Source organism: Streptomyces cinereoruber, assembly GCF_009299385.1.
Taxonomy (GTDB): domain Bacteria; phylum Actinomycetota; class Actinomycetes; order Streptomycetales; family Streptomycetaceae; genus Streptomyces; species Streptomyces bikiniensis.
In genome coordinates this window covers 7,123,193-7,147,647 of the sequence record NZ_CP023693.1, presented here as the reverse complement: position 1 = coordinate 7,147,647, position 24,455 = coordinate 7,123,193, and the positions used below count along the sequence as shown (strand labels likewise).

At 72.7% G+C, this 24,455-nt stretch carries 28 protein-coding genes; 14 read left to right on the top strand and 14 right to left on the bottom strand.

The genetic code is table 11. From position 1 onward, the window contains the following. Nucleotides 1-72: 72 nt before the first annotated feature. On the top strand, nt 73-1,398 hold the full coding sequence (locus CP977_RS32090; RefSeq protein WP_104860325.1) for an MFS transporter: 1,326 nt from the start codon (nt 73-75) through the stop codon (nt 1,396-1,398). A 6-nt stretch (nt 1,399-1,404) separates the two neighbouring features. Here the strand turns inward: CP977_RS32090 and CP977_RS32085 are convergent, their stop codons facing one another. From CP977_RS32085 to CP977_RS32060, 7 genes are all read right to left on the bottom strand, one after another. Then, nucleotides 1,405-1,689 carry a DUF6510 family protein gene (locus tag CP977_RS32085; RefSeq protein WP_062760029.1) on the bottom strand — a complete coding sequence of 95 codons (285 nt, stop codon included), beginning with the start codon at nt 1,687-1,689 and terminating at the stop codon, nt 1,405-1,407. Nucleotides 1,690-1,720: 31 nt separating this feature from the next. Continuing rightward, complete coding sequence (locus CP977_RS32080; protein WP_152371330.1) at nt 1,721-2,431, bottom strand: ferredoxin reductase; 711 nt, start codon at nt 2,429-2,431, stop codon at nt 1,721-1,723. Then, nucleotides 2,431-3,030 carry a sulfite oxidase-like oxidoreductase gene (locus tag CP977_RS32075; protein ID WP_062760027.1) on the bottom strand — a complete coding sequence of 200 codons (600 nt, stop codon included), beginning with the start codon at nt 3,028-3,030 and terminating at the stop codon, nt 2,431-2,433. Before CP977_RS32075 ends, CP977_RS32080 begins: the two co-directional genes overlap by 1 nt. Nucleotides 3,031-3,034: 4 nt before the next feature. After that, nucleotides 3,035-3,202 carry a hypothetical protein gene (locus tag CP977_RS34290; protein WP_159057827.1) on the bottom strand — a complete coding sequence of 56 codons (168 nt, stop codon included), beginning with the start codon at nt 3,200-3,202 and terminating at the stop codon, nt 3,035-3,037. Nucleotides 3,203-3,382: 180 nt separating this feature from the next. Continuing rightward, a complete protein-coding gene (locus tag CP977_RS32070; protein WP_152371329.1) occupies nt 3,383-4,534 on the bottom strand; it encodes a saccharopine dehydrogenase NADP-binding domain-containing protein in 1,152 nt (383 codons plus the stop codon). Next, nucleotides 4,531-5,964 carry an aldehyde dehydrogenase family protein gene (locus tag CP977_RS32065; protein WP_062760025.1) on the bottom strand — a complete coding sequence of 478 codons (1,434 nt, stop codon included), beginning with the start codon at nt 5,962-5,964 and terminating at the stop codon, nt 4,531-4,533. The genes CP977_RS32070 and CP977_RS32065 overlap by 4 nt, the downstream gene beginning before the upstream one ends. A gap of 36 nt (nt 5,965-6,000) precedes the next feature. After that, on the bottom strand, nt 6,001-6,714 hold the full coding sequence (locus CP977_RS32060; RefSeq protein ID WP_062760024.1) for a type 1 glutamine amidotransferase domain-containing protein: 714 nt from the start codon (nt 6,712-6,714) through the stop codon (nt 6,001-6,003). 210 nt (nt 6,715-6,924) lie between these two features. On the opposite strand from CP977_RS32060, the gene CP977_RS32055 reads away from it, so the two are divergent. From CP977_RS32055 to CP977_RS32035, 5 genes are all read left to right on the top strand, one after another. Further along, nucleotides 6,925-7,608, top strand: a complete 684-nt coding sequence (locus CP977_RS32055) for a TetR family transcriptional regulator (protein ID WP_229991439.1) — start codon at nt 6,925-6,927, stop codon at nt 7,606-7,608. 162 nt (nt 7,609-7,770) lie between these two features. Then, on the top strand, nt 7,771-8,745 hold the full coding sequence (locus CP977_RS32050) for an alpha/beta hydrolase (RefSeq protein WP_152371328.1): 975 nt from the start codon (nt 7,771-7,773) through the stop codon (nt 8,743-8,745). A gap of 163 nt (nt 8,746-8,908) precedes the next feature. After that, nucleotides 8,909-10,153 (top strand): NADH:flavin oxidoreductase/NADH oxidase family protein, encoded by a 1,245-nt coding sequence (locus CP977_RS32045; protein ID WP_152371327.1) that lies wholly within the window; start codon nt 8,909-8,911, stop codon nt 10,151-10,153. 372 nt (nt 10,154-10,525) lie between these two features. Then, nucleotides 10,526-11,464, top strand: coding sequence for an acetoacetate decarboxylase family protein (locus tag CP977_RS32040; RefSeq protein ID WP_152371326.1), 939 nt, complete (start codon nt 10,526-10,528; stop codon nt 11,462-11,464). Between the two features lie 15 nt (nt 11,465-11,479). Further along, nucleotides 11,480-13,075, top strand: coding sequence for a succinic semialdehyde dehydrogenase (locus tag CP977_RS32035; RefSeq protein ID WP_152371325.1), 1,596 nt, complete (start codon nt 11,480-11,482; stop codon nt 13,073-13,075). 74 nt (nt 13,076-13,149) lie between these two features. On the opposite strand, the gene CP977_RS32030 is transcribed toward CP977_RS32035, so the two are convergent. Further along, nucleotides 13,150-14,400 (bottom strand): NADH:flavin oxidoreductase/NADH oxidase family protein, encoded by a 1,251-nt coding sequence (locus tag CP977_RS32030; protein WP_152371324.1) that lies wholly within the window; start codon nt 14,398-14,400, stop codon nt 13,150-13,152. Nucleotides 14,401-14,497: 97 nt separating this feature from the next. Between CP977_RS32030 and CP977_RS32025 the strand changes: the two genes are divergently transcribed. Next, a complete protein-coding gene (locus tag CP977_RS32025; protein WP_062760017.1) occupies nt 14,498-15,103 on the top strand; it encodes a TetR/AcrR family transcriptional regulator in 606 nt (201 codons plus the stop codon). 47 nt (nt 15,104-15,150) lie between these two features. On the opposite strand, the gene CP977_RS32020 is transcribed toward CP977_RS32025, so the two are convergent. From CP977_RS32020 to CP977_RS32000, 5 genes are all read right to left on the bottom strand, one after another. Further along, nucleotides 15,151-15,798: a histidine phosphatase family protein gene (locus CP977_RS32020; RefSeq protein WP_152371323.1), complete on the bottom strand. Its 648-nt coding sequence runs from the start codon at nt 15,796-15,798 to the stop codon at nt 15,151-15,153. A gap of 17 nt (nt 15,799-15,815) precedes the next feature. Continuing rightward, nucleotides 15,816-16,082, bottom strand: coding sequence for a hypothetical protein (locus CP977_RS34525; RefSeq protein WP_152371322.1), 267 nt, complete (start codon nt 16,080-16,082; stop codon nt 15,816-15,818). A 258-nt stretch (nt 16,083-16,340) separates the two neighbouring features. Further along, nucleotides 16,341-17,156, bottom strand: a complete 816-nt coding sequence (locus CP977_RS32010; protein ID WP_152371321.1) for an SDR family NAD(P)-dependent oxidoreductase — start codon at nt 17,154-17,156, stop codon at nt 16,341-16,343. Then, nucleotides 17,153-17,344 (bottom strand): hypothetical protein, encoded by a 192-nt coding sequence (locus CP977_RS32005; RefSeq protein ID WP_062760013.1) that lies wholly within the window; start codon nt 17,342-17,344, stop codon nt 17,153-17,155. Before CP977_RS32005 ends, CP977_RS32010 begins: the two co-directional genes overlap by 4 nt. A 517-nt stretch (nt 17,345-17,861) precedes the next feature. Further along, nucleotides 17,862-18,461: a TetR/AcrR family transcriptional regulator gene (locus tag CP977_RS32000; protein ID WP_152371320.1), complete on the bottom strand. Its 600-nt coding sequence runs from the start codon at nt 18,459-18,461 to the stop codon at nt 17,862-17,864. A gap of 597 nt (nt 18,462-19,058) precedes the next feature. Between CP977_RS32000 and CP977_RS31995 the strand changes: the two genes are divergently transcribed. The 5 genes from CP977_RS31995 (at nt 19,059) to CP977_RS31975 (ending at nt 22,219) form a co-directional block, all read left to right on the top strand. Next, a complete protein-coding gene (locus CP977_RS31995; protein ID WP_208421513.1) occupies nt 19,059-19,673 on the top strand; it encodes an NUDIX hydrolase in 615 nt (204 codons plus the stop codon). Nucleotides 19,674-19,815: 142 nt separating this feature from the next. Further along, nucleotides 19,816-20,814, top strand: a complete 999-nt coding sequence (locus CP977_RS31990) for a sporulation protein (protein WP_152371319.1) — start codon at nt 19,816-19,818, stop codon at nt 20,812-20,814. A gap of 163 nt (nt 20,815-20,977) precedes the next feature. Beyond that, a complete protein-coding gene (locus CP977_RS31985; RefSeq protein ID WP_062760010.1) occupies nt 20,978-21,553 on the top strand; it encodes a TerD family protein in 576 nt (191 codons plus the stop codon). Between the two features lie 54 nt (nt 21,554-21,607). After that, nucleotides 21,608-21,895 carry a Sec-independent protein translocase subunit TatA gene (tatA, locus tag CP977_RS31980; protein ID WP_062760009.1) on the top strand — a complete coding sequence of 96 codons (288 nt, stop codon included), beginning with the start codon at nt 21,608-21,610 and terminating at the stop codon, nt 21,893-21,895. 57 nt (nt 21,896-21,952) lie between these two features. Next, nucleotides 21,953-22,219 carry a GlsB/YeaQ/YmgE family stress response membrane protein gene (locus CP977_RS31975; protein WP_062760008.1) on the top strand — a complete coding sequence of 89 codons (267 nt, stop codon included), beginning with the start codon at nt 21,953-21,955 and terminating at the stop codon, nt 22,217-22,219. Nucleotides 22,220-22,279: 60 nt separating this feature from the next. Here CP977_RS31975 and CP977_RS31970 read toward each other — a convergent pair whose 3' ends face one another. After that, nucleotides 22,280-22,657, bottom strand: a complete 378-nt coding sequence (locus CP977_RS31970) for a hypothetical protein (protein WP_062760007.1) — start codon at nt 22,655-22,657, stop codon at nt 22,280-22,282. A gap of 254 nt (nt 22,658-22,911) precedes the next feature. Here CP977_RS31970 and CP977_RS31965 point away from each other — a divergent pair, with 254 nt between their 5' ends. Next, nucleotides 22,912-23,328 carry a CBS domain-containing protein gene (locus tag CP977_RS31965; protein ID WP_062760006.1) on the top strand — a complete coding sequence of 139 codons (417 nt, stop codon included), beginning with the start codon at nt 22,912-22,914 and terminating at the stop codon, nt 23,326-23,328. Nucleotides 23,329-23,399: 71 nt separating this feature from the next. After that, nucleotides 23,400-24,341 carry an RNA polymerase sigma-70 factor gene (locus CP977_RS31960; RefSeq protein WP_280117710.1) on the top strand — a complete coding sequence of 314 codons (942 nt, stop codon included), beginning with the start codon at nt 23,400-23,402 and terminating at the stop codon, nt 24,339-24,341. The last annotated feature ends 114 nt before the right edge of the window (nt 24,342-24,455 follow it).

Sequence of the window (24,455 nt, the reverse complement as noted above, 5' to 3'; positions counted from 1 at the left end):
CGGCACCACCCCACTCCACCCCTCGGTGCCGGACGTCGCTCCGTCCTGCCCGAAACCAGCGAAGGAGCAGTCATGAGCAACTCGAAGACGGACCCCGGGGCGGCGACCGGGAAGAGAGACCATCTCGCGCCCACGCTGCGGTCGAGGCGCAAGTCCCTCTTCGCCAGCACGGTCGGCAACGTCCTGGAGTGGTACGAGTGGAGCGCGTACGCGGTGTTCGCGCCCTTCATCGCCACCGTCATGTTCAACCCGTCCGACCGGGTGTCGGCACTCCTGTCGACCCTGGCCGTCTTCGCGGTCGGCTTCCTGATGCGTCCGTTGGGCGGCATCGTCTTCGGGCGGATCGCCGACCGGCGGGGCCGCAAGTTCGTGCTGGTCACCACCATGCTGATGATGGCCGGCGGCAGCCTCGTCATCGGCCTCATGCCCACCTACGCCTCGATCGGGGCCTGGGCCTCCCTCGTCCTCCTGCTCGCCCGCATGGCGCAGGGGTTCGCCCACGGCGGCGAGTCCGCGACGGCCAACACCTACGTCGCGGAGATCGCGCCGAGCGAGAGCCGCGGGCTGTGGGGAAGCATCGTGTTCGTCGCGATCTTCGGCGGTTCGGCCCTCGCGTACTCGGTGGGCGGGGCGGTGACGTCCGTGCTGTCCGACGGCGCCGTCGCCGAGTGGGGCTGGCGCGTCCCCTTCCTCCTCGGCGCCCTCCTCGCCCTCGCGGCCCTCTGGCTGCGCCGCAGCATGGACGAGAGCGAGGTGTTCGCGGAGGGCAGGGCCGAGGACGGGGCGGACGACGGGGGCCGGCCGCTGCCGCGGCGGCAGGTGGTCCGCGCCGTCCTGCTCGTGATCACGATGACCTCGGGAATCACCGCCGCCCACTACACCTGGACCTCGTACGTGTCGACGTACGCCATCACCCGGATGGGCATGGACGCCGGCGTGGCCTACTGGTGCTCCGTCGCGGCGCAGTGCGTCGCCCTGACCACGCTTCCGCTGTGGGGGCGCCTCTCCGACAAGGTCGGCCGCCGTCCGATGATGATCACGTTCGCGGTGCTGATGATCGTCCTGCAGATCCCCCTGACCGGCCTGATCGGCCCGGAGGGCTGGACGCTCCTGGTGGCGTCCTCGGTCGCGCTCGCGGTGGTGGCCATCCCCGGGGCGCTCCTGTCGGCGACGATGGCGGAGAACTTCCCGACGCGGGTGCGGACCCAGGGCATCGGGTTCGCGTACTCCGTCTCCGTCGCCGTCTTCGGGGGCACCGCGCCCTATCTGAACCAGCTCTTCGTCGAGTGGGGGGCGGCCCGGCTCTCCAGCCTCTACATCATGCTGCTGTGCTCCTTCACGGGCCTCGCGTGCTACCTCATGCGGGAGACCCGGGGCATCCACCTGAAGGACGCCTGACGCGGTTCACGGCGTGGCGGGGGGCAGGGCGAAGCGGAAGGCGCCCGCCCCGCCGCCCAGTTGGAGCCAGAGGTACTGGGGCTGGGTGACGACGCGCAGGGCGACGGCGGCGCAGCCGGGGCAGCGGGCGGTCAGGCCGGGCTCGGGGCCGTAGACGTGCAGCTGGGCCACGGTGGCGGGCCGACGGCAGGAGGGGCAGAGCCGCCACGCCGTGGTCGGGTCGACGGCGAAGACCTCTCCGAGCGGCCCGGCCAGGGCGTTGCCGTCGAGGTACAGGGGGTGCTCGTTCATGGAGGGCTCCTCACCGTGCGGCGCGGGGGTGTCAGCCGAAGCGTTCGGTACGGATGCGGTCGGGCGCGTGTCCGGCGGCCAGGAGCAGGGCGCCGGCGTGCTCGACGAACCCGGTGGGGCCGCAGACGTAGCAGCGGGCCTCCGCCGGGGACGGCAGGGACGGCAGGTCGCGTTCCGTCATGCGCCCCGGGGGGCGTGCGGAGCCGTCCGGGGCGGTACGGGTGTAGAGGCGCCGCACCCCGACGGTGCCGTCGGTGTCTCTAGCGGCGTCGAGTTCCGCGGCGTACCAGACCTCGTCCGGGTCGCGTACGGAGTAGAGGAGGGCGCAGGGGTCGTCCGACTCCGATGCGAGCCGGGCCCGGAGCATCGCCATCAGCGGCACGATGCCGGAGCCTCCGGCGATCAGGAGGAGCGGGCCGGGGTCCTGCGGCGTCCACACGAACCAGCCGCCGAGGGGTCCCTCGACCTCGACCTCGGCGCCCACGGGGAGGTCGTCGGCGAGGTACGGGGAGACCTCGCCGCCGAACGCCGCCTGGACGCCCAGTTCGATCACGTCGGCGTCGGCGGGGGCGGCGAGCGAGTAACTCCGTACGGCCCGGTAGCCGTCGTCGGCGGTCAGCCGGACGTCGACGTGCTGTCCGGGCAGGTGTCCCGGCCATCGGGGGACCTCGAACCTCAGGGTGCGGCCGGTCGCGGTCTGCTTCGTCCGCTCCGTGAGGCGGGCCCGTCGCCACCCGTGCATCAGTCGCTCCAGTGGCGCTGCTCGCGCCAGGGGTCGCCGTAGTCGTGGTAGCCGGCGGACTCCCAGAAGCCGGGTTCGTTCTCCGGAGTGAGAACGAGGCCCTTGACCCACTTGGCCGACTTCCAGAAGTACAGGTGGGGGATGACGAGCCGGGCCGGGCCGCCGTGGTCCGGGGAGAGGGCGTAGCCGTCGAAGGAGTGGGCCAGCCAGGCCTTGCCGTCGGTGACGTCCTCCAGCGGGAGGTTGGTGGTGTAGCCGTCGAAGGACTCGGCGACGACGAAGTCGGCGGCGGTCTCGACCTGGTCGAGGAAGGCGTCGAGGGGGACGCCGCGCCAGCGGGTGTCGAACTTCGACCAGCGGGTGACGCAGTGGATGTCGACGGTGGGCTCCTCCTGCGGGAGCGCCATCATCTCCTCCCACGTCCACGTGCGGCTCTCGCCGGTCTCGGCGGTCACGGTGAACGACCACCGGTCGGTGGGGATGTGCGGGGTGGGGCCGGCCGACAGGACGGGGAACGATTCCGTCGGATACTGCCCGGGCGGCAGCCGGGCCATGAGGTCGTGGGCCTTCCCCCGGAACCCCGGTGACAGGTCGCCCATGGGCTCACTCCTCTCGCTCGAAGTCGGCTTCCGCCCGTTCGTCGTCGCGGTCGGCCTGGGCCGTGGCGTACAGCTCGCGCACGAACGTGCGGGCGTCCTCGGGAGGGATGCCGGCGCCGAGCCGGAGCAGGCGGTCCGTCCAGGGGGCGAGAGGGTCGCCGGGGTCGTTCATGGGGGCCTCCCCGGGAGGGGACTGGAGGGGTGTGCCTGTCTGCCGGTGACGGGCCCGGCGGGGCGGTCGCCTCTGGGGCCGCGCCTTGTCCTCCCTCCCATGGTCCCCGCCTGTCGTGCGGGTGCAACCCGGCGGCCGGAGGCCCTGCGGTGCGTCCGGCGGTCGGACCAGGGCCGCCGGTCAGACCGGGGCGAGTCCGAGTTCGGCGCAGCCGTGGCGGAGCGCGTCGAGCCCGAAGGCGGTGACGGGTCCGACGACGCCGGGGGTGGCATCGGAGCGGGTGGCATCGGAGCGGGTGGCATCGGAGCGGGTGGCATCGAGGCCGGTGGCGAGGCGGTCGGCCGCCCAGGCGAGGAGTTCGCCGGTGAGGGTGTAGGGGTTGGGTCCCTCCAGGTGGACCTCGGCGAGCGGGGTCCGGCCCTGGGCGCCCGAGGAGGCGACGGCGACGACGTGGGAGGGGATCCGCGCGCGCAGGGCGGCGTCGGGGCCGCCCGGCGGGCCGGCCAGCAGGGGGCGGGTCAGCACGTCGGTGATCCGGTCGCCCGCCGGGAGACGCGTGGCGGCGTTGACGAGGGCCGAGTAGAGGGAGAGGGGGCGGCTGAGTGCGGGGAACCAGCCGTTGTAGACGGTGACGGCGTCGAGGGACGGGAACTCCTCGGGCAGGAACAGCACTTCGGTGCCGGAGACGAGGAACGCGGACTTGCGACGGCCCCGCACGGTGAAGCGGCGGACGCGGGAGGCGGTGCGTTCGTCGACGAGCCGGTGCCGGTACCGGCGTGCCGAGGGCAGGGTCAGGCCGTCGCGCATGGTGGTGCGCGTGCCCTGGCTGATGCCGCGCCAGATGGGGCCGGTGGAGAAGTAGCCGATGTCGACGGCCCGCGCGGCCGGCCCCGCCTTCCGGAGGGCGAGGGCAGCGGCGAGGAGGCCCGGTACGTAGTCGTAGCCGAAGGCGGGCAGCATCACCGCGCCGGTCTCGCGGGCGCGGTGGTGGTGCCGGGTGTGCAGGGTGCGGACGAATCCGACTTCGCCGCTGGAGTCGAGGTAGTGGGCGCCCGCGTCGGCGGCGGCCTGCGCGACGGGGAGGCCGAAGCGTTCGAAGGGGCCGACGGTGGTGATCAGCACGTCGCCGCGGCGCAGGTGCTTCTTCAGGTCGTCGGGGGTGGCGGCGTCGACGGTCAGGTGGTCGAGGCCGCCGGAGCGTGCGGCGAGGGCGGCCAGTGCGGCGGGGTCGCGTCCGGCCACCGTCGGCTCGACGCCCCTGCGGAGCAGGGCGTCGAGGACGAGGCCTCCGGTGTAGCCGGTGGCACCGAGCAGGATGATGCGGCTGGTCATCGCTTCCTTCCCAGGAGCGGATGGGTCCGGGACACGGTCTTGGCGATGAGCGCGAAGGACCGGGAGGTGTGGGGCGCGTAGACGAGGCGGAGGGTGTCGGGCCACGTGGGCTTGGAGAGGACCGGCTTGTGGTGGCTGAAGGTGTCGAAGGACGTCTTGCCGTGGTAGGCGCCCGTGCCGGATTCGCCGACGCCGCCGAACGGCAGGTTCGGCACGCCGAGGTGGATCATCGGGGCGTTGCGGACGAGCCCTCCGGACGAGGTCTTCTCCAGGAGGGTCCGCCAGGCCGTCTTGTCGCGGGTGAAGGCGTACAGGGAGAGGGGCTTGTCCCGGGCGTTGACGAAGTCGACGGCCTCGTGGACGTCCCGCACGGTCAGGACGGGGAGGATCGGGCCGAAGATCTCCTCGGCCATGACGGGGGCGCCGGGCGGCACGTCGGTCAGGACGGTGGGGGCGATGTAGCGTTCCCCGGCGTCGTGGGCGCCTCCGGTGAGGAGGTCGCCTTCCGCCATGAGGCCGGTCAGGCGCCGGAAGTGCCGGTCGTTGACGATGCGCCCGTAGTCGGAGCTGGTACGGGGGTCGTGGCCGAACATCTGTTGGACGACGCCCGGCAGCGCGGCCAGCAGCGGGTCGCGGGCGGCGCGGGTGACGAGGACGTAGTCGGGGGCGACGCAGGTCTGGCCGGCGTTGGTGAACTTGCCCCAGGCCAGGCGGCGCGCGGTGACGGCCATGTCGGCGGTCTCGTCGATGAAGACGGGTGATTTGCCGCCGAGTTCGAGGGTGACGGGGGTCAGGTTCTTCGCCGCCGCGGCGGCCACGATGCGGCCGACGGTGCCGTTGCCCGTGTAGAAGATGTGGTCGAAGCGCTGCGCGAGCAGCAGGGTCGTCTCCTCGACCGCTCCTTCGACCACGGCGACGGCCTCCAGGTAGCGGGGCAGGAGGTCGGCGAGCAGGGCGCTGGTGGCGGGGGCCAGTTCGCTGGGTTTGACGACGGCCGCGTTGCCGGCGGCCAGGACGCCGACCAGCGGGTTCAGGGTGAGGGTCAGCGGATAGTTCCAGGGCGCGACGATCAGGCAGACGCCGAGGGGTTCGGGGTGGACGCGGGCGGTCGCCGGTTTGATGTTCAGGGGCACGGCGACCCGTCGGGGCCGCATCCAGCGGTCGAGGTGGCGCAGGGCGTGCTCGATCTCGGCGAGGACTCCGCCGATCTCGGTGAGGTGGGACTCGGTGCGGCCCTTGCGCAGGTCGTCGTAGAGGGCTTCCTCGATGGTCGGGGTGTGGTCCTTGAGGAGGCGGCGCAGGGCGTGGAGCTGGCGGCGGCGCCAGGCCGCCGGGCGGGTGATACCGGAGTCGAAGACGGCCCGGAGCCGTACGACGGTCTCCGGTATGTCCTGGTCCTGCTGGGTCACGGACGCGGTGGTGCCGGTCATGGGCGCGAGCCTTCCGGGCGGTACGTGTACTGGATCTCAGCGCGCCGTGGTCGCGTTGACGTCGGCGACGATGCGTTCGGCGAGCTGTTCGGAGGAGGGCGGGTTCTGCCCGGTGTACAGGTTGCGGTCGACCACCACGTACGGCCTGAGCGGGAGGCGGGCCTTGGAGTACTCCGCCCCGCTCTCCCGCAGCCGGTCCTCCAGGAGCCAGATCGCCTTGCGGCCGAAGCTGTTGAACTTCTCCTCCAGGTTCGAGAGGCCCGTCATCCGGTAGCCGGTGAAGGGCCACGACCCGTCCTCGTTCTTCGCCGCGAACGCCGCCGCCGGCGCGTGGCACAGCAGCGCCAGCGGCTTGCCCGACGCGAGGACCCGGGTCAGCAGTGCGCCGGAGACCGGGTCGACCGACAGGTCCTCCATCGGGCCGTGTCCGCCCGGGTAGAACACCACGTCGAAGTCGTCCGGGTCGATGTCGTCCAGCGAGCGGGGGCTGTTCAGCTCGTCCTGGATCGAGTCCAGGTACGCGGCCACCTCGCGCAGCTTCGAAGGCCACCCGGCCGTCTTCGACATGCTCAGCCGGTCGAGCGTCGGGACCTTCCCGCCCGGGGTGGCGAGGGTGATGTCCCATCCCTCCCGGGAGAAGATCTTGTGCGGCATCGCCAGCTCCTCGCCCCAGAAGCCCGACGGATGCACCTCCCCGTCCCGCAACGTCCAGCGATCGGCCGCGGACACGACGAACAACACCCTGGTCACCACGGACCCTCCTCCTGTCGAGACGGTCCCGCCGCCGAAGCGACGGACACGCATCTGGCGATATACGGCGCAAATGGCCTTGAATCATTATCATCCGCCCCACGAGGGGCACGGGCGACCGGCACCCGCTCGGGGCCTCGCGCCTCATGACTGACACAGTACGCCACTTCTGGCACAGACTGCCAAGTCTGGCACTGTTAGCCTTTCCGCATGAGGGAGAACACCACACCCGGCCTGCGCATGAAGACCCGCCGGGCCGTCACCGAAGCCCTGGCCGACACCGCTCTCGACCTCTTCGACAGCAGGGGCTTCGACCAGGTCACCGTGGCCGACGTCGTCGCGGCGGCAGGCATCTCCCAGCGCAGCTTCTTCCGCTACTTCAGCAACAAGGAGGACGTCGTCTTCGGCGACCACATCCCCTCCGCCGAGGAGGTCCGGGACGAGCTGCTGCGGCACATCGACGACGTCCCCGCCTGGGACGCGCTGCGCGCCACCTTCCGTACGGCGGCGCTCCAGATGGACGCCGACGAGGGGCGCTGGAAGCGGGCGACCCGCGTCATCTGCCACACGCCCGGCCTGCGGGCGCGCTACCTGGAGAAGCACCTGGCCTGGACCGACGCCCTCACGCCCGAGATCGCGTCCCGGATCGGGGGCGGCGGTCCGGGAGGCTCCGGCGGCCCCGACACCTCCAGCGGTCCTGAGGGCTCCAACGGCTCCGACACCTCCGGCAGCTCCGGCAGCTCCGACGCGGAGCTCAGGGCCCATACGATGATCAACACCGCGCTGGGCTGCTTCGACGTCGCCCTCGTGCGCTGGGCCGACGACGACACCGGCCTCTCCCTCGCCGCCCTCGTCGACGACGTATTCGGGTTCGTGCGGTTCCCCCGCCCCTGACCGACCCCTTCCACCGAGCGCCGGGCCGCCCGCGGCCGGGTTGCGGAGGCCAAAAGGGGCGCGAACGATGGAGGCGGGCGCGACGCCCGGGGCGGGGGCCACAGCCGCGGCCGGCGAGGCCGCGCGAACAGGACACTCGTGTGCCCGTGACATGGAGCGGACATGACCGATCTTCCTCCTCCGATCACTCCCTATCTCGAACCGGCGGCGAAGGAGTTGTGCGAGGCGACCGATCCCCACCCGCGGATCTATGAGGTTCCGCCGGAGAAGGGCCGGGACATCCTGCTGGGTCTGCAGAGCGACGCGAGTGTGCCGCGTCCGGAGGTGGACGAGGAGTGGGTGGAGGTGGACGCGGGCGAGTGGGGCACGGTCCGCACCCGCATCATCCGGCCCAAGGGGGTTTCCGGGCCGCTGCCGGTGGTCTTCTACATCCACGGCGCCGGCTGGGTCTTCGGCGACGACAAGACCCACGACCGGCTCTTTCGCGAACTGGCCGTCGGAGCGGGGGCGGCGGGCGTCTTCCCGGTCTACGACCGGGCGCCGGAGGCGAAGTACCCCACCCAGGTCGAGCAGAACTACGCCGTGGGCCAGTGGGTCCTCGAGCACGGCGCCGAGCACGGCCTGGACACCTCACGGATCGCGGTGACCGGCGAGTCGGTCGGCGGCTGCATGTCGGCCGTCTTCGCCCTGATGAACAAGGAACGCGGCGGAATCGACCTCAAGGCCCAGTGCCTGCTCTACCCGGTCGCGAACGCCGACTTCGACACCTCCTCCTACCTGCAGTTCGCCGAGGGCTACTACCTCACCCGCGACGGCATGAAGTGGTTCTGGGACGCCTACACCACCGACCCCGCCCAGCGCGCCGAACACCACGCCTCCCCCCTCCGGGCCACCCTGGACCAGCTCAAAGACCTGCCCACCACCCTGGTCATCACCGACGAGGCCGACGTCCTGCGCGACGAGGGCGAGCAGTACGCCAACAAGCTCCGCGAAGCCGGCGTCGACGTCACCTCCGTCCGCGTGGCCGGCATGGTCCACGACTTCCTCCTCCTCGACAGCCTCCGCGACACCCGCGCCGCCAACGTCGCCCGCAAACTCGCCGTCGACTTCCTCACCACCGCACTCCACGACAACTGAACCCACCCCCCACCCCCCCCACCCGACACGGGCCCGGACCACCGTCCGGGCCCGCCGCCCGTCTGCGACGCAGCACACATCCCTCGATGTTTACGTTGATTACATCCATGCGCTAATGTGAGTGGTGCACACATCGCATAGTCCACGAGGGAAGAGACACGGAATGACCAGCGAACTGTTCGCACCGCTGCCCCTGCGCTCCGGCCAGGTGCTGAAGAACCGGATCGCGAAGGCGGCCATGGAGGAGAACATGGCCGGGACCGGCCAGCTCCCCGACGAGCAGCTGTTCACGCTGTACCGGCGCTGGGCCGCCGGCGGCACCGGACTGCTGATCACCGGCAACGTCATGGTCCACGCCGAGGCGCTGACCGGACCCGCCGGCGTCGTACTCGACGAGCACGCCCCCCTGGAGCCGTTCACCGAGTGGGCGAAGGCCGGCAAGTCCGGCGGGGGCTCGATATGGATGCAGATCAACCACCCCGGCCGCCAGGTGGCCTCCGACATGCCCGGCGTGGTGTGGGGGCCGACAGACATCGGCGTCAGCCTGGGCAAGCACAGCAGCCGCTTCGGCAAGCCGACCGCCATGACCGCGCAGCAGATCGAGGAGACCGTGGCCCGGTACGCCGTCACGGCCCAGCGCGCGGAGAAGGCCGGCTTCGACGGCGTGGAGATCCACGCCGCCCACGGCTACCTGCTCTCGCAGTTCCTCTCCCCCCTGGTCAACAAGCGGACCGACCAGTGGGGCGGGTCCCTGGAGAACCGCGCCCGGATGCTCCTCGACATCGTCCGTGCCGTGCGGGCCGCCGTCTCGCCGTCCTTCGCGGTCGCGGTCAAGCTCAACTCCGCCGACTTCCAGCGCGGCGGCTTCGACGCCGACGACGCGCGCCAGGTCATCGAGATGCTCGAACCGCTCGGCGTCGACCTGGTGGAGCTCTCCGGCGGCAGCTACGAGAGCCCGGCCATGACCGGCCGCTCCGCCGACAGCCGCACCCGCTCCCGTGAGGCGTACTTCCTGGACCTCGCCAAGGACCTCGTCACGACCAGCCCGCTCCCCCTCATGCTCACCGGCGGCATCACCAAGCGCGCCACCGCCGAGCAGGTCCTCGCCAGCGGCGTGTCGGTCGTCGGCATGGGCACCGCCCTCGCCGTCACCCCCGACCTTCCCGACCGCTGGAGCGAGAACCGCGAGGCCGACCGTCACATGCGGCCGGTGAACTGGTCCGACAAGGCCCTCGCCTCCGCCGCGAGCATGGCCCAGGTCCGGCACCAGATGCGCCGCCTCGCCCGGGGCGGCAGCCCCAAGCCCGGCACCCACCCCGCGATCGCCCTGCTCTCCGAGCAGCGCAAGCAGCGCAAGGCCCTGCGCGACTACCGCACCTGGCTGGCCGGGCCCCGGGGCAAGGCCTGACCGATCCACCCGGAACAGGTCCCCCCGGAATCGGTTCACCCGAAACCGATCCACCCGGAGCCGGCTCGCCCGAAGCCCGCCCAGGACACCGACGGCCACGCGGACGGGGGAGGACCGGGCGCCGCCGCCTCCACACCGGCCTCCCCCTCGACGGAGAACCCGCCCGGAGCCGTCGCCACCCTGTGGTCCAGCATCCTCTCCACCGCGCACCGGCGCCTCGGGAAGGGCGGATGAGGACCCCACCCGCCCCCGAATTCCTCCCTGGAATTCCCCTCGAATTCGCCGCAATCCCACACTGCCACAGTGTTGACACTGCAAACATCGCATCCTACAGTCATGTATACGCCGCTTACATCAGAGAGGACCCCCGCCATGTCTTCGTCTTCGTCTTCGTCTTCGGACCAGAAGGACACCGTCAAGGTCGACCTGGGAGGCCGCGAGGTCACCGTCCCCAAGGGCGGCCTGTACGACCGCTACCGGATGGCCCCCGACCTGGACGCGATCGCCCGGGACCCGCGCGTCAGCGGTGTGGACTTCTTCCGGAAGATGCCCAAGATCAAGGTCGACTCCCCGATCGGCCCCACCCTCACCCCGAACTTCTACTACGCCATCTCGACCGCCCGGCTGACGATGCTCGCGCCCTCCCGCGCGATCCGCGCCCGGCTGCCCGAGGAGCTGGCGCCGCTGGAGGTCACTCCGGGGCTCGGCCTGGTGTCGGTGATGTTCTTCCGCTACGACGTGGCCGACATCGACTTCTACACCGAGGCCGCCGTCGGCATCGCCGTCAAGCCGGCCCGGCACGGCAAGCTCGGCTTCTTCGACCTCGTCTCCGGACTGAAGAACGAGCACCTGCACTCCTACGTCCTGTCGCTGCCGGTGAGTTCGGACATCGCGCAGGTCCGCGGCCACGACGGCTACGGCTTCCCCAAGTGGGTCACCGACCTCGACGTCTCCATCGACCACCACCGGACGACCGCGCGCGTGGCCAACGACTCCGGCGGCGTCGACCTGGCGCTCCTGGCGAACACGCCGAAGCAGACCGCCCACCCGAGCGGCGAGCGCGTCGGTTCGCTCACCTCGTACACGACGATCGGCGGCGCCTGGCACTCCACGCTGAACCAGACCAACGTCCTGAACGCCGGTACGACGCGCAGCGCCAAGGGCGTCACCCTCCAGCTCGGCGAGGGCCGCATGTCCGACGACCTGCGTTCGCTCAAGCCGAAGCGGACCATCCAGTTCGACGTCATGACCGAGGGCCAGGCCGCCCTGCACATGCCGGTCCCCACCTCGATCCAGAGCCGCAGCAAGTAACAGAGGAGTCCCGCCATGGCCACCGCATCCACCGCCCCGAGGACCACCCGCGGCCCGGGGCTCCCCGTGACCGTCACCCCGTCCTTCCTCCAGCACCTGACCTCCCGGGTGTCGGCCGCGCCGAACGCCGCGCGCGTCACCACCACCGCCCCCTACACCGGCGTCCCGCTGGCCGACTTCCCCGTCTCCACCCCCGAGGACGTCGAGGCCGCGTTCGCCCGCGCCCGGACCGCGCAGAAGGCCTGGGCAGCCACCCCGATCGCGGAGCGCAAGAAGGTCCTGCTGCGCTATCACGACCTGGTCCTGGCCCGTCAGGACCAGGCCCTGGACCTGATGCAGGCCGAGAACGGCAAGACCCGCCGCGACGCCTTCCTGGAGGTCGTCGACATCGGCATCGTCTCGCGCTACTACGCGCGCAACGCCGCCAAGTACCTCAATCCCAAGCGGCGGCGCGGCGCGATCCCGCTGCTCACCCACACCACCGAGCTGCGCCACCCCAAGGGCGTGGTCACCGTCATCTCGCCGTGGAACTACCCGCTGAGCATGGCCGCCAGCGACACCATCGCCGCCCTCATGGCCGGCAACGCCGTCGTGCAGAAGCCCGACACCCAGACCGCCCTGACCGCCCTGTGGTCGATGGACCTGATGTACGAGGCGGGGCTGCCCGAGGGCGTGTGGCAGATGGTGATCGGCCGGGGCAGCTCCATCGGCGGCGCGCTGATGGACAACGCCGACTACATGATGTTCACCGGCTCCACCGCCACCGGCCGCCAGATCGCCGCCGACGCCGGCCGGCGCCTGATCGGCGCGTCCCTCGAACTCGGCGGCAAGAACCCGATGATCGTCCTGGAGGACGCCGACATCGAGAAGGCCGCCGACGGCGCCGTGGCCGCCTGCTTCCCCTCCGCCGGGCAGCTGTGCGTCTCCGTCGAGCGCCTGTACGTGGCCGAGTCCATCCGGGACGCGTTCGTCGCCGCGTTCGTCGCCCGCACCAAGAAGCTCGAGATCGGCGCCGCGTACGACTACAGCGTCGACGTCGGCAGCCTCACCACCCCGGCCCAGCTCAAGACGGTCACCGAGCACGTCGACGACGCCGTGGCCAAGGGCGCCACCGTCCTGGCCGGCGGCAAGGCGCGCCCCGACCTCGGCCCCCTCTTCTACGAGCCGACGATCCTCACCGACGTCACCCCCGACATGACGCTGCACTCCCACGAGACCTTCGGGCCCGTCGTCTCCGTCTACACCTACCGCGACGTCGACGACGCGGTCACGCAGGCGAACGCCACGGCCTACGGCCTCAACGCCAGCGTCTGGTCGCGCAACGGCGCCCGGGGCCGGGCCGTCGCCGCCCGCGTCCACGCCGGGACCGTCAACGTCAACGAGGCCTTCGCCGCCGCCTGGGGAAGCATCGACGCCCCGATGGGCGGCATGGGCGACTCCGGGCTCGGCCGCCGCCACGGGGCCGACGGCATCCTCAAGTACACCGAACCCCAGACCGTCGCCCACCAGCGCCTCCAGGGCTTCTACCCGCCGTCGGGCATCAGCCCCGAGACCTGGGCCTCGCTCCTCACCAACGCGCTCAAGGTCATGAAGGCGGCCGGATTCCGCTGAACGCCCGGCACCGAACGGCACCGTCCGGCGCGGCGCCGGGACGCCCCCCGGGCGCCCGGGCCGCGCCGGACGGTTCACCGCGTCCCGGCCCTCCGCGTCGCGGCCAGCCAGGCGCGGTAGCCGCGCAGGGCGCGGCGCTGCTTGCGGCGTTCGCAGATCAGGGCGAGCGTCGGGCTGGCGCCGGGGCTGGTCCCGCGCCCTCGGGCGAGGCGGCGCATCTGGTGGCGCACCCTGGCCATGCTCGCCGCGGCGGCGAGCGCCTTGTCCGACCAGGTCACCGGCTCCATCATGCGGTCCGCCTCGCGGTGGTCCCGCCAGCGCAGGGGGAGGTCCGGGGTGAGGGTGATGGCGGTGCCCATGCCGACGACCGCCACCCCGTTGTAGAGGACCCGCTCGGCGGTGACGCGGCGGGTGATGCCGCCGGTGAGCATCAGGGGCACCGGACTGGTCCTCACGAGGTCCTTGGCCAGGTCGAGGAAGTACGCCTCGCGCGCCTGGGTGCTGTCGTCGGCGGGACGGCCGGTCATGGCCGGGCTCTCGTAGCTGCCGCCGGAGAGCTCCACCAGGTCGACGCCGAGGGGTTCGAGCATCTCGATGACCTGGCGGGCGTCGTCCGCCTGGAAGCCGCCGCGCTGGAAGTCGGCGGAGTTGAGCTTGACCGCGACCGCGAAGGACGGCGAGACGGCGCTGCGGATGGCGTAGACGGTGTCGAGGAGCATCCGGGCGCGGTTCTCCAGGGACCCGCCCCACTGGTCGGTGCGCTTGTTCACCAGCGGGGAGAGGAACTGGGACAGCAGGTAGCCGTGGGCCGCGTGGATCTCCACGCCGTCGAAGCCGGCCTTCTCGGCCCGGTGGGCCGTGACGGCGAACCTCGTCACCGTGTCGTCGATCTGCTGCGGGGTCATGGCGGTGGGGCGGCCGAAGCGGTTGCTGTGCTTGCCCAGGCTGACGCCGATGTCGGACGGTCCCCACACGACGCCGGGCATGCCGGAGGGGACCTGGCGGCCGGGGTGGTTGATCTGCATCCACATCACGCCCCCGCCGGACTTGCCGGCCTCCGCCCATTCCGCGAAGGGCTTGAGGGGCGAGTGCTCGTCGAGCACGACGCCGGCGGGGGCGGTCAGCGCCTCGGCGTGGACCATGACGTTGCCGGTGATCAGCAGCCCGGCGCCACCGGCGGCCCAGCGCCGGTAGAGCGTGAGGATGCGTTCGTCGGGGAGCTGGCCGGCCCCGGCCATGTTCTCCTCCATGGCCGCCTTCCCGATCCGGTTCTTCAGCACCTGGCCGGAGCGGAGCAGCAGCGGAGAGAACAGCTCACTGGTCATCCCGGTTCCCTCTTCCTTTTCGATCATTTAGGATGTATGCACCATTTACATTTGACGGACGAGCAAGCAGTGGACACAGGGAGAGTGAGTGTGACCCATGTCACAGAACAGCACGTACCATCACGGTGATCTGCGTGCCGCCTGCCTGCGGGCGGCACGGGAACTCCTCGAGGAGGACGGCAGCGCGGGCCTCTCGCTGCGCGCGGTCGCGCGCCGGGCCGGGGTCTCGGCGACCGCCCCCTACCGTCATTACGCGGACCGCGAGGCGCTCGTGTCCGCGGTGGCCGCCGAGGGCTACCGCGAGCTCGCGGAGCACCTGACGGCGGCCCATCCCGCCCCGTCGACGCCGGACGACCTGGCCGCCGTGGCCGTGGCCTACGTCCGGTTCGCCCTGGAGCACCCGGCCCTGTTCCGGGCCATGTTCGCCGAGCCCTGCGACCCCACCAGCGAGGAGCGGGTCGCCGCGACCGCCGCCATCTCCGAGTACGTCCGGAGCATCGTCCGCGACGCCTTCCCCGGCGTCGGGGACACCGACGCCCTGGCGACCACGGTCTGGGCCCTCGTCCACGGCCTGGCGTTCCTGCACCTCGACGGCAAGCTCGACACCTCCACCCCCGAGGTCGTCGCCGACCAGGTCCGCGCCTCCGTCTTCGCCCTGTTCACCGTCTCGCCCGCCCTGCGGGAGGCGATCACGGCCGGCTGACGCACGGCGGTGGGAGCGCTCCGTGCGGGCACGGCCCGGCGGCGGCCTCATCGGTAGGTGACCATCCGGCGCCGGTCGCCCGCGAAGTGCGCGTGCTCGTTGAAGGTCAGGAGGGTGGTCCCCGATCCGCCCACCACCAGGGTGGTGACGGAGGCGTTGACCGCCACGCGGTTGAGCGCGACCACTCCCTCGTCCGGCAGCGACAGCAGCGCGCCGCACACTGCGGCGAGCGGGCCGGCCGAGGTGAACACGACGGCGTCGCGCCCCCGGCCGAGCGCGGCGGGCAGCTCGGCCAGCGCGGCGCGGGCGCCCTCGGCGAACGCGGGCCAAGTCCCGCCCCCGGCGGGCTCGGGGTCCTTCATCCACGCCGCCAGGGCGTGGTCGAGCAGCCCCTGCAAGGACCGCTCCCCGCCGGGCGGCGGGGCGTAGCGGGCCAGCAGGGCGAGGTGGTCGTACTCGTTCCAGCGCGCGTCCTGATGGAGCGGGCCCCGGAACCCGGCCGCCTCGGCGGCGATGCGGGCCGTGTCGTGCTGACGATTCAGGGTCCCGGCGACGAGGTGCGGGTCGCGCAGGCCCCGGCGGGCGAGTTCCCGGCCGACGGCGGCGGCCTGGGCGCGGCCGGGGCCGGACAGGACGTCGTAGTCCTCCGTCCCGGAGGAGGCCTGGCCGTGGCGGACGAGACAGATGAGGGGCATGGCGGTACTCCGGCCTGTCAGCCGCCGCGGGTGCGGCGGATGGTGGTGCGGCAGCGGTGGTCGAGGGGGTGGACGGCCGCCCAGAGGTTGCGGAAGGCCGGGTTGCGGGTCTGCCTGTGGTGGCAGCGGTGGTGGATCTGCTGGGCGATCACCGCGAGCCGGAAGAGGCCGAAGACCTCGCAGAAGGGCCAGTCGTCGGTGGACAGGCCCGTCCGGTCGCGGTACCGCTCGACGACCTCGGCCCGGGTGAGCATGCCGGGCAGGTGGCTGGGCCGGCGGGGCATCGCCCGGGCCGCGCGGCCGCCGGCGGGCGGCGCAGGATCAGCTCCGTGCCGAGGTGCGGATAGCTCAGCAGGTACGTGAGGTTCGACGCGCCGCCCGTGAACCGGACGACCTCGGGGGGCGGCCCTGAGAGGCCGTCGAGGCACCGCTCCAGCCAGGCGTGGACGGCCTCGACGTCGAAGGCGTCCTCCGCGCGGACCGCGCTCCGGTCGGTGCCGCTCATCGGCCCCCTCCGGTGGCCGGCGTCCTGCTCCTCGGGCTCATGCCGCCCTCCTTCGTCCCACCGGGTGCGGGGCTTCGAGCTCCGCGGCCGTGCGCCGCCACTTCTTCGCGGCGCGCGCGTCCGCCACGCGCGGGAAGAGCCGTTTGAGGCACAGGGCGCGCCGGTCCGTGGCGCGGGTGAGGACGAGGAAGTGCCCCTTGTCGACCGCGTGGACGATCCGTCCGGCCACCTCCTCGGCGGTGTGGAGGCTGTCACGGATCTCCCGGTCGGCGAGCGCGGCCAGCTCCGGGTCGGGGCTGTGCAGCTCCGCCCTGAGACCGGTGCGGAAGGGGCCGGGGCAGGCGACGGTGGTGCGGATGCCGAAGGGGGACAGCTCCCGCCGGATGGTTTCGGAGAGCGAGATGACGGCGGCCTTCGAGGCGTTGTAGGAGGTCGCGCCCGGTGTGTTGAGCAGGCCGGCCGAGGAGGCGATGTTGACGATGTGGCCGCCGCCCTGCCGTTTGAAGAGCGGTACGAAGGTCCGGCAGCCCCGGACGACGCCCTTGAGGTTGATGTCGAGGATCCAGTCCCAGTCGTCGCCCCGGAGGTGCTCGACGCGTCCGGTCGCCATCACCCCGGCGTTGTTGACCAGGACGTCCAGGCCGCCCCAGTGCTCCTCGCACCAGCGCAGGGCGCGCTGCCAGTCGCCCTGGAGCCGGACGTCGAGCCGGAGGAACGAGACCGCGCCGGAAGGCGGTTCGGCCGGCCGGTCGCGGTCCGCGACCAGGACGCGGTCTCCGGCGGCGGCGTGGTGCTCCGCGAGGGCGCGGCCCAGTCCGGAGGCCCCGCCGGTGATGAGGACGCGTCTGCTCATGCCGCGCCCCGGGTGCGGTACCGGCCGGATTCGGCGCGGGTCGCGGCGTCGAGGTGCCCCTCGTCGGGGCCGTCGGCCAGGCGCGGGGCCGTGCGGTACCCCTGCTCGCACGGCAGGACGTGCGACGCCGTGAAGCCGCCGACGCGGTCGATGTACTCGCGCGCCGTGGGCGAGTGTGCGAAGTCCATGTACGTCCCATCGTGTCGGGCATTGCTCGGTGATCGAGCCGGCGTGCGGACCGGGCGCGTCCACCCCGGCCGGGTGCGGCGGGCGCGGTTTCCCACGGCCCGTGCCACCCGGCCGGTCGGGGTGCGGCGGACGCTCTCGAAGGCCTCCGCTGCCGGCCCGGGACGTCTCGTGGACGGGTCGCGCGGCAGGCGGACGCGGGCCGGGACCGGTCGTCCGCGCCGGGAGGTGTTCCGCCTCCCGGCACATACCGACCGGTACGGATCCTCGGTCATGGCCGCCGACCCTAGCTTGTCGAGCAATGCTCGACAAGCCGCCGAGCACGGTCCGCTCGGATCCGAACTCCCGCCCGCGCACGGTGGAAACCGGGCGGCCCCTTCGATGTTGACGCCGCTCACTCGTGAGGTTAATGTACACGTCGCACACATCGGAACGGGCCGTCGGCGCCGCCCCGAAGACGTGCCGCCGTCCCGGATTCCGGCGGAGTGGGCCGGTGCGCCGCCCGATCGGCGGCCGGGGTCAGGGACGACCGGCGGCGAACTGCTCCACGATCTGCTCCAGGCTGCGCACGAGCAGGTCGACCAGGTCGTCCTCGCCGATGACCTCGGCGGTCGAGCTGACGGCCGTCTCCTCCGCCATGGCCAGCCAGCCGCGCACGGCCAGCCGGTGCAGCGGCGTGGGGGCGTGGATCCCGGCGGCCAGCAGCACCCGGTCGGTCAGGATCCGACGGTTCTCCTCGAAGACCTCGAGGACCAGCTCGTCACCGCCGGCCGCCGCCCGCACCACGGCCACGTAGTTGTCCCTGCGGCGCCGCACGAACGACACGAAGCCGTCGACGATGCCGCGCACCCGGTCCGCGGGGGCACCCTCCTCGGGCGCGGTGGCGTGCAGGAGCAGCCGGTGGCCGCCCGCCCGGACGACGGCGACGTAGTAGTCCCGCTTGGTCGGGAAGTAGTGGAAGAGCAGACCCCGGGAAATGCCCGCCTCGGCGGCCACCTCGTCGATGGACATCTCGTGGATGGGGCGGGTGGTGAGCAGGCGCAGGCCGATGCCGATCAGCTGGGCCCTGCGCTCCTCCGGCTTCAGCCGCACACGGGCGGGCGCGGGCGCGGCTGTCATGGCCGGGGATTCTAATTTTTCGAGCACGGCCCGACAAGAGGAGCGGGGCGGGGCGCAGGGCCGCCCGGCCGGGGCCCGCGATGCGCGGCGCCGGATGCTGACACCGCACACCCCCGTTCTTGTTGTCGGCGATGCGCACATCGGTTCTTCCTGGCGGCCCATCCGAAGGCCCGGCCCCGATCTTCGCGGGGCTCGCACCACCCTCCGTCTCGCACAGGAGACGTACCGCCGCGCACAGGAGGCCCGGCGGACCGGCCTGCGGATACCGGACAAGCGGCCCGACGGCTGGGGAGCCCGCGGCTACCGACCCGGTTGGGAGCTCGACCGGCGCGCCGCGACCGCCGCCCTGTGGAGGGATCCGCACGGATGGCCCCGCGGCGGGGCAGCGGCTCCCGGACCTCTCCGAGCGGTCCGACGGAGCGGCCGGCGTCGGGCGTCCGGGCGGGGGCCGGACCGCGGGGTCGTCGGCCGGGTCGCGGCGGCGGGGTCGTGTCGCGTGCCGTACGGGTGGGCAGGCTGCGGTTCCGCGGTCGTTCGCGGGGCCCGGCGACCGTCGGCCCCCCGCTCCCCGCACACCGAGTTCCGAGAGGTTCCGGCATGCCGCACTCCCCTTCCCCCATCGGCGACTCCCCGGCCGCCCGCCCGAGCCGGCGCGCCGGTGAACAGGATGCCCCTGTACCACCGGCGGCTCCGCTCGACGGCGACCGCGCGCCACGGGGCGTCGGCGGGTCGCGGGACGCCCCGCCCGGCCCGTCCGCCCTCTTCCCCTCCGGGAGCGTGCCGCAGATCGTCGGAGTCCATCTCTACCTGGAGCGCGACGGGAAGGTGCTGCTCGGCCTGCGGCACCCGGACTCGGCGTACGCGGGGAGCCTGTGGCACTTCCTCGCCGGGCACTGCGAGACGGAGTCGGCGACCGCGTGTCTCGTCCGCGAGGCGTACGAGGAGGCCGGGCTCGTGGTCGATCCGGCCGACCTCGACCTCGTACACGTCGTCCATCTGCTGCACCGGCCCGGGGTTCCGCCGCGCGTTCAGCTGTTCTTCCGGGCCCGCCGCTGGGAGGGGGTCCCGGAGCTGCGCGAGCCCGACAAGTGCGCCGCCTGGCGGTGGTGGGACCCCAAGGACCTTCCCGACGCCCTCGTCCCCTACGCCCGCGCGGCGATCGAGGGCATCGGGGCCGGCCGGCCCTACACCGAGACGGGGTGGTCGCGGTGACCGGGCTCGGCGCGGGCGCCGCCGTCCGTTCGCGCCCCGCTCCGCCCGGTCCACCCTCTATGCTTCTACACGCATGTAGATAAGAGGGCGTCGCGGCCCCAAGGGCCTTGCCGCACACAGGACATGAAGGAGTGAACGCCCGATGGTGTTCAAGCGTCTGCTCGGTTCGCTCGGCGTAGGGGGCCCTTCGGCGGACACCGTGCTCGATCCGGGCGCGGTGGCGCCGGGCGGCGTCCTCGGCGGGCAGGTCCATCTCCAGGGGGGCGAGGCCGACTTCACCGTCGAGCACATCACCCTGGAGCTCGTGGCCCGCGTGGAGGCCGAGCACGAGGACGGGGAGTCGGAGGGCACGGTCGCCTTCCACCGGCAGGTCGTCGGCGGGGACTTCCGCCTCGCGGAGCACGAGCGGCGCAGCGTGCCCTTCTCCTTCCCGCTGCCGTGGGAGACGCCGATCACCGAGCTGTACGGGCAGGGCCTCGGCATCGTCCTCGGGGTGCGCACCGAGCTCGGAGTCGCCGGCGCGCGGGACAAGGGCGACATGGACCCGCTCGCGGTCCGCCCCCTGCCCGCCCAGGAGGCGGTTCTGGAAGCCTTCGGCCAGTTGGGCTTCGGCTTCAAGTCGGCCGACCTGGAGCTGGGCCGCGTCAACGGCACCGGCCAGCAACTGCCGTTCTACCAGGAGATCGAGATCACCCCGCCCCCGAAGTACGCGCACCGGGTGAACGAGATCGAGCTGACGTTCCTGGCCGGGCCGGCCGGCCTGGAGGTCGTCCTGGAGGCCGACGAGCGCGGCGGCCCCTTCTCCGAGGGCCGCGACCTGCTCGCCCGTTTCACCGTGGACCACCAGGACGTCGAGCGGGTCGACTGGAACGCCCGGGTCGAGGAGTGGATCGACGGCCTCCTCGACCGCCCCGTCCCGCACCCCTCCCAGGACGCGTACGGCGATCACGGGCATGGGCACTGGTACGGCCACGGGGACGGGCACGGGCACCGCTCGGGGCCCGGCGCGGGCACCGCGGTCGCGGCGGGTGCGGCCGGGCTCGCCGTCGGCGTGGTCGGCGGGATGGTCGCCGCCGAAGTCGTGGACGAGGTGGGCGACTTCTTCGAGGGCGACGACGAGGACGGGGGCGACGAGGGATAGGCGTTCCGCCGCCCCGGGGGCTCGCGACCGCGCCCGTCTCCCGGGGCCCCCGGCCCGGGAGACGGGCGCATACCGCAATTTTCTACACTGCTGTAGATTTCAGGCACTGGTACTCGATCATCCGGGGCCGGGCCCGGCCCGGTCCCGTACGAAGGGATGCGGCATGGGTGTGAGTCTGGCCAAGGGCGGCAACGTCTCGCTGAGCAAGGAGGCCCCGGGGCTGACCGCGGTCGTGGTCGGTCTGGGCTGGGACGTGCGGACGACCACCGGCGCCGACTACGACCTGGACGCCAGCGCGCTGCTCCTGAACGAGGCCGGCAAGGTCCTCTCCGACCGGCACTTCGTCTTCTACAACAACCTCACCAGCCCCGACGGTTCGGTCGAGCACACCGGCGACAACCTCACGGGCGAGGGCGACGGCGACGACGAGAGCGTCAAGGTCGGCCTCTCCGCCGTCCCCGCCGAGGTCCAGCGGATCGTCTTCCCCGTCTCCATCCACGACGCCGCGAACCGCGGCCAGAGCTTCGGACAGGTCCGCAACGCCTTCATCCGGGTCGTGAACCAGGCCGACGGCGCCGAACTCGCCCGCTACGACCTCTCCGAGGACGCCGCCACCGAGACGGCCATGGTCTTCGGCGAGCTCTACCGGCACGGCGCCGAGTGGAAGTTCCGCGCGGTGGGCCAGGGTTACGCCTCCGGACTCGCCGGCATCGCGGCCGACTTCGGCGTGAACGTCTGACCTCCGGCCACCAACGACCACCCCGCCCCGCCTCCCAAGAGGACACGGAGACCCATGTTCGGCATCAGCGAGATAGCCATTCTGCTCATCGTCGTCATCCTGCTCCTCGGCGCCAAGAAGCTCCCCGAACTCGCCCGCTCCCTGGGCAAGTCGGCCCGCATCCTCAAGAGCGAGACCGCCGCGATGAAGGCCGATTCGGCACCGCCGACCGCGACCGAGGGACCGGCCGCACCCGGGGGGCCGACCGTGATCACGGGAATCGTCCACCCCGCCCCGGGCGACACCACCCGCCCCCCGGCGGGCCCCTCCGGCCCCTCCGGTCCCGACGCGCCCCGCGCCTGACCCGGCCCGACGGGCCACCACCCCCGACCGACACCGTACGGAAGGCAGCCTCCACCCATGGGCATCATCGGCTGGATCGTCCTCGGGCTCCTGGCCGGAGCCATTGCCAAGATCCTCCTGCCCGGCCGCGACCCGGGCGGGCTCATCGGCACCACCCTCATCGGCATCGCCGGCGCCTTCCTCGGCGGCTGGCTCTCCGCCCGGTTCCTCGACCGGCCGGTGGAGAACCAGTTCTTCGACCTCGCCACCTGGGGCGCCGCCATCGGCGGGTCGTTCGTCCTCCTGGTCGCGTACCGCCTGCTGTTCGGCAACTCCCGGGACTGACCGGCGGCCCCGCGCCCCTCCCCGGCCCGGTCCGGTCCGGTCGCCGCGCAGACCCCCGGTTCAGCTCCCGCCGGGAGCCGGTCCGTCCCGCTCGGGCGCGTCGAGGCCGACCGCGACGAAGGGCGCCAGGAGCACGCGGTACTGCTCCTCGGTCAGCGCGGCCCGCTTGCGGACGGCGCGGGCGGCGATGCCGCAGGCGGAGATGGAGTCGGAGTGGAGCCCCTGCCGGACCGCTTCGAGCTCGTCGACGCGCGGAAGCAGCGCGGACCTCACCGCGCGGTTGATCGAGGAGTTCTCGGACGCGGACACCCGGGTCGCGCCGCTGGCGGCGCGCCCGCCGTCGGCCCACCGGTCGAGCAGCCCCTCGTACACCGCGGCGAGCGTCGCGGCGGGCAGCGCCGTGGCCTCCTCGACGAACCGCGCGGTCGCGGACTCCATGACGCGTCTCCTCCCGTGATCCGGTGGCCCGAGGCCCTTCCCGTGGACCGGTGGTCGGGATCATTCCCCCACCCGGTCACCCTCCGCAACAGCCGGGGTCGGTCGGCCGACACGGCGAGGCCGGGCGCGGGGCGCGGGAGGACGCGCACCCCGCGCCCGGCTCCGTGTTTTCCTCCGGAGTCGTCGGGCAGGCGCGTTCGTGCCAGTACTTCACCTCTGCCGGTACACCCACGGAACGGATGCGGGCGATTCCCATGACGACAGCACGCGAGATGATGACGCCGGACGCGACCTGCGTGAAGGCGAGCGAGACCGTGCGCGACGCCGCGCGGAAGATGGCCGAGCTCGGGGTCGGCGCCCTGCCGATCTGCGGCTCCGACGAGAAGCTCAAGGGCATGCTGACGGACCGCGACATCGTCCTGAAGGTGGTGGCCAAGGGTCTCGACCCGGCGGAGTGCCGGGTGAGCGACCTGGCCCAGGACGAGATCGTCTACGTCCGGGCCGACGCCGAGGCCGACGAAGTGCTCGACGTCATGAGCGAGCACCGGATCCGGCGCGTGCCCGTCATCGACAGCCACGTCCTCGTCGGCATCATCGCCCAGGCCGACGTGGCCCGCGCCCTGCCCGACCGCAAGGTCGGCGACCTGGTCGGGGCCGTCTCCGCCGACTGACCGGACGACGCTCCCGAGTCCCGGCGCGGGGCGCCCCCGCCCCGCGCCGGGCCCTGTGGCAGGCTGACCGCGTGACGTCGGAGACCGCGCAGCCCCTCGCCCAGGACGGCGGCGACGCCGACGCCTCGGCCGCCGAGTTCACCGCCCACCGGCCCAGGATGTTCGGCCTGGCCTACCGGATGCTCGGCTCCGCCGAGGAGGCGGAGGACACGGTGCAGGACGCCTACCCCCGCTGGAGCGGGGCCGACCGCGCGGCCATCGACCGCCCGGCGGCCTGGCTCGCCACGGTCGTCACCCGCCTCGGCCTCAACCGGCTCACCTCGGCCCGCGCGCAGCGCGAGGAGTACGCGGGCCCGTGGCTGCCCGAGCCGGTCCTCACCCGCGACGGCGTGCTCGGCCCCCTGGAGTCCGCCGAGCGGCGCGACGCCGTCTCGACGGCCCTGCTCGTGCTCCTCGAACGGCTCACCCCGACGGAGCGGGCCGTCTACGTGCTGCGCGAGGCCTTCGCGTACTCCCATCGGGAGATCGCCGGGATCCTCGAACTGAGCGAGGCCAACTGCCGCCAGGTGTACGGCCGGGCGGTCCGGCGCCTGGAGCGGCCCGAGGCCCGTTTCGCGCCGCCGGAGGAGCAGCGGCGGCGCCTCGTCGAGTCCTTCGTCGCCGCCGCGCGCGGGGGCGACCTGGCCGGCCTGGAACGGCTGCTCGCCGAGGACGTCGTCTGGTGGAGCGACGGCGGCGGCAGGGTCTCGGCCGCCCGGCGCCCGGTCGTCGGCCGGGCGGCCGTGCTGCGCTTCCTCGCGGGCGTCGCCCGGCGGACGGAGGAGGGCACGGAGGCCGCGCTCGCCGAGGTCGACGGGGCGCCCGCGCTGGTGAGCCGCCTGCGCGGGGCGCTCCTGGCCGTCACCACCTTCGAGGTGCGCGACGGCGCCATCAGCGGGGTGCGGGTCGTGATGAACCCGGACAAGCTCGCTTTCGCGAACCGACAGCTCGCCGCGGGAAGCCCTCTGGAGTGAGACACCCGGGGCGAGATCCCAGGAGGGGATTCCCAAGACGGGTTTTCCGGAGCGAGACGTGCCGGGGTGGGATTTCCCGGGGCCGTTGTCACGTTTCCGGGGGCTCGCCGGTTC